This window comes from Variovorax sp. dw_308, assembly GCF_019207085.1.
GTDB lineage: Bacteria > Pseudomonadota > Gammaproteobacteria > Burkholderiales > Burkholderiaceae_C > Variovorax.
In genome coordinates, this window is sequence record NZ_JAATOM010000068.1 from 1 (window position 1) to 3211 (window position 3211).

Below are 3211 nucleotides of genomic sequence, written 5' to 3' on the forward strand. Positions count from 1 at the left end.
GTAATAGTCCGACCAGTACCGTTGTCCGCGAGGGCGAGGAGACCGGCAGAATTTGATCCCATAGAGTGCGCACCCGCTTGATGGTGTGCACCAGCAGGAGATGGTGCACACCATGAAGGATCAAATTGAGGCGTCGAGGCGGACGCGTCGGCCACATGAACGCACGTTCAAGGACGACTTGATTGCACAGAGCCTGATGCCTGGTGCGTCAGTGGCGGCGATCGCGATGAAGGGCGGCGTCAATGCCAATCTTTTGTTCAAGTGGCGGCGAGAGCATGTCAAGGCGAAGGCCGCAGTTGCATCGGCGCCGCCGAATTTGCTTCCTGTGTGCGTGATCCCGGATGTCGGCCCAGCCCCGACTTCTCGGCCGGCAACGACTGTCGACCCTTCCGGCGCACACGTCAGCCGAAGCGCGCGTCCAGGCGTCATCGAGGTTGAGATCGCTGGCGCCCAGCTCCGGCTTCGTGGCGCAGTTGACGAGGCGATGTTGGGCAGTGTCTTGCGCGCATTGCGCCAGAGCGCATGATCGGCCCGGGCGCTGGAACCCGGGTGTGGCTCGCCGCTGGCGTGACGGACATGCGCTGTGGCATTGACTCGTTGGCGGCCAAGGTCCAGATGGCGTTGACCGAGGACCCGTTCAGCGGTCACGTCTTCGCGTTCCGTGGTCGTCGAGGCGATCTGGTGAAGCTTTTGTGGAGCGATGGCGACGGCATGTGCATGTTGACGAAGCGACTCGAGAGGGGGCGCTTCATATGGCCGCAGGCCGACAGCGGCGGTGTCTCGCTGAGCACCGCGCAGGTCGCGATGCTGCTCGAGGGAATTGACTGGCGCCGACCTGAGCGCACCTGGCAACCTCGCGTGGCGGTGTAGCGCAGGGGGTAGATGGTTGACGGGAGAAGTCCTGTTGTGAGGCACGGTCACGGCTGGCAAAGTCATGGCCATGTCGTTCGCTGACCTCGTGGCCAAAAACACTGCATTGAGCAGTGAGGTTCGGCGCTCGCAGGAGGCGTTGAAGATCGCGCAGTTGACCATCGACAAGATGAAGGTCGAGTTGGCCTATCTGCGACGCATGAAGTACGGCCGCTCCAGCGAGAAGTTTGAGCATGCACAACTCGAACTCGTAGGCGGTCAGGTCGCCCAGCCGGTGGTCGAGTCGAGCATTGACGCTGGTGTGGATGATGGGTTGAAGTCCAACGTGACCTCGCTCGACAAAGAGCGCAAGAAGCGCGAGCTCAAGACGAGGCCGGGGCTGCGCGACTTGCCCGCACATCTGCCGCGACGCACCGTCGTTCACACCCCGCAAAGCGGATGTGATTGCGCGGCCTGTGGAGCTGGCCTGCGGGAGATCGGCCAAGACATCTCCGAAGTGCTGGACTACGAGCCCGGCACCTTCCACGTGGTGCGCCACGTGCGCCCGAAGCTGGTCTGTGCAGGATGCCACACGATCACGCAAGCGCTGGCTGCGAGCCGGCCGATGGACCGATGCATGGCCGGCGCGGGGCTGCTCACGCACATCGCAGTGAGCAAGTTCGCCGATCACGTTCCGCTGTACCGGCTGTGCCAAATTTACGCTCGTGACGGCGTCGAACTGAGCCGCTCGACCATCACCGATATGGTTGGCAATTGCGCTCTGCTGTTGGCCCCGCTTGCTGAAGCCGTTGGACGATACGTGCTGAAGGCCCACAAGATCCACGGCGACGATACCCCGATCCGTGCGCTTGGTGGCAAGGGCGAGAAGGCGCGCACGGGTCGACTGTGGGTCTACGTTCGCGATGACCGCCCGAGCGGCGACGAGGGGCCCGCCGCAGTGTGGTTCCAATACTCAGGCGACCGCAAAGGCGAGCACCCGGCGCGGCACCTGAGGAACTTCAGAGGCGTCCTGCAAGCCGATGCGTACTCGGGGTACAACGCGATCTACAAAGATGGCCTCGTCCTTGAGGCTGGATGTTGGAGCCACGCAAGACGAAAGCTGTGGGACATCCACGTAAAGCAGAAGCGCCTTCCCGGGACGCTCGCGCATCAGGGGTTGGTGCGCATTGGCGAGTTGTTCCGGGTCGAGGCTGAGGTGAGCGGGCGCTCGGCGCTCCGGCGAAGACGAGTGCGCCAGACTCGAACGGCGCCCGTGCTTACGGAATTGAAGTCCTGGATGAACGAGACCTTGGCGCAGGTGTCGGGGAAGTCGCCGATGGCGTTGGCGATCGGCTATTCCTTGAGCAACTGGACGGCGTTGACGAACTTCGTCGATGACGGGCGCATCGATGCGCACAACAACACAGCCGAGCGGGCTCTGCGTTGCGTCGCGATCGGAAGAAAGAACTACCTGCACGTTGGCTCGGACGCGGGCGGCCACACGGCGGCAGTGATGTACACGCTGCTGGGAACGGCCAGGCTGAACGCGATCAACCCACAGCGTTACCTTCGCTTCGTCCTTGAGCGCATCGCCGATCACCCGAGCAACCGCATCGACGAGTTGCTCCCGTGGGCGGTCGCCGCGAAGTGGGCGCACGACGCCGCCGCCCAAAAATTGCCGATGGCAGCCTGACTGCGCGCGCGGCTACCGCCGCACCAGGCCGGGCGCCGTTGGTAAAGTGGACGCGATGAGCAAGTCCACGTCTATCGAGCCAGGCGCGTCGACGCTGGCTTATCAACTCTACGTCGAACTCGATTGGGTCCGACCCAAAGTGTGGCGGCGCTTCCTGGTGCCCGTCACGATCGAGCTGCAACGGCTGCACGTCGTGCTGTTGTTGGCTACCGGATGGGACGGAGGGCACATCCACGAGTTCGTGTTCGGACACGACAACTACGCTGCGCTCGAGCCGGGCTCGGATTTGCCAGACGGGGTCGAGGACGAGGAAGGAGTCACGCTGGGCGATGCGTTGGGTGCACGCAAGACCTTCCTCTACATCTACGACTACGGCGACAACTGGCGTCACAAGGTCAAGGTCGAAAAGGTCGTATCGCTCGACGCGGAAATCGACCTGGCGGTTTGCATCGGGGGCGAAAACGCATGCCCGCCTGAGGACGTGGGCGGTGCGCCGGGCTACGAAGATTTCTTGGAGGCCTTGGCTGATCCCGCACATCCGGAACACGCCGAACAAAAGGCCTGGATCGGACGCGCCTTCGATCCGAGAGAGTTCACCATCGAAGAGGTCAACCGCAGACTCACGCCGGAGCCCTATTGATCGTCGCGGGTAGTGGTCGGACTATTACG

Annotated in this window: 4 protein-coding genes; all 4 read left to right on the top strand. The window is 63.1% G+C overall.

The genetic code is table 11. The annotated features are described in order from the left end of the window. Window positions 1–112 precede the first annotated feature (112 nt). The 4 genes from HCU76_RS36125 to HCU76_RS36140 all read left to right on the top strand — a co-directional run bounded on the left by HCU76_RS36125 (window position 113) and on the right by HCU76_RS36140 (window position 3182). Window positions 113–526: a transposase gene (locus tag HCU76_RS36125; protein WP_218512037.1), complete on the top strand. Its 414-nt coding sequence runs from the start codon at window positions 113–115 to the stop codon at window positions 524–526. After that, complete coding sequence (gene tnpB / locus HCU76_RS36130; protein WP_218512038.1) at window positions 523–870, top strand: IS66 family insertion sequence element accessory protein TnpB; 348 nt, start codon at window positions 523–525, stop codon at window positions 868–870. The genes HCU76_RS36125 and tnpB overlap by 4 nt, the downstream gene beginning before the upstream one ends. Before the next feature lie 70 nt (window positions 871–940). Next, a complete protein-coding gene (locus HCU76_RS36135; protein WP_218512040.1) occupies window positions 941–2542 on the top strand; it encodes an IS66 family transposase in 1602 nt (533 codons plus the stop codon). Window positions 2543–2597: 55 nt separating this feature from the next. Beyond that, window positions 2598–3182, top strand: coding sequence for a plasmid pRiA4b ORF-3 family protein (locus HCU76_RS36140; protein WP_218512039.1), 585 nt, complete (start codon window positions 2598–2600; stop codon window positions 3180–3182). Window positions 3183–3211: the final 29 nt, after the last annotated feature.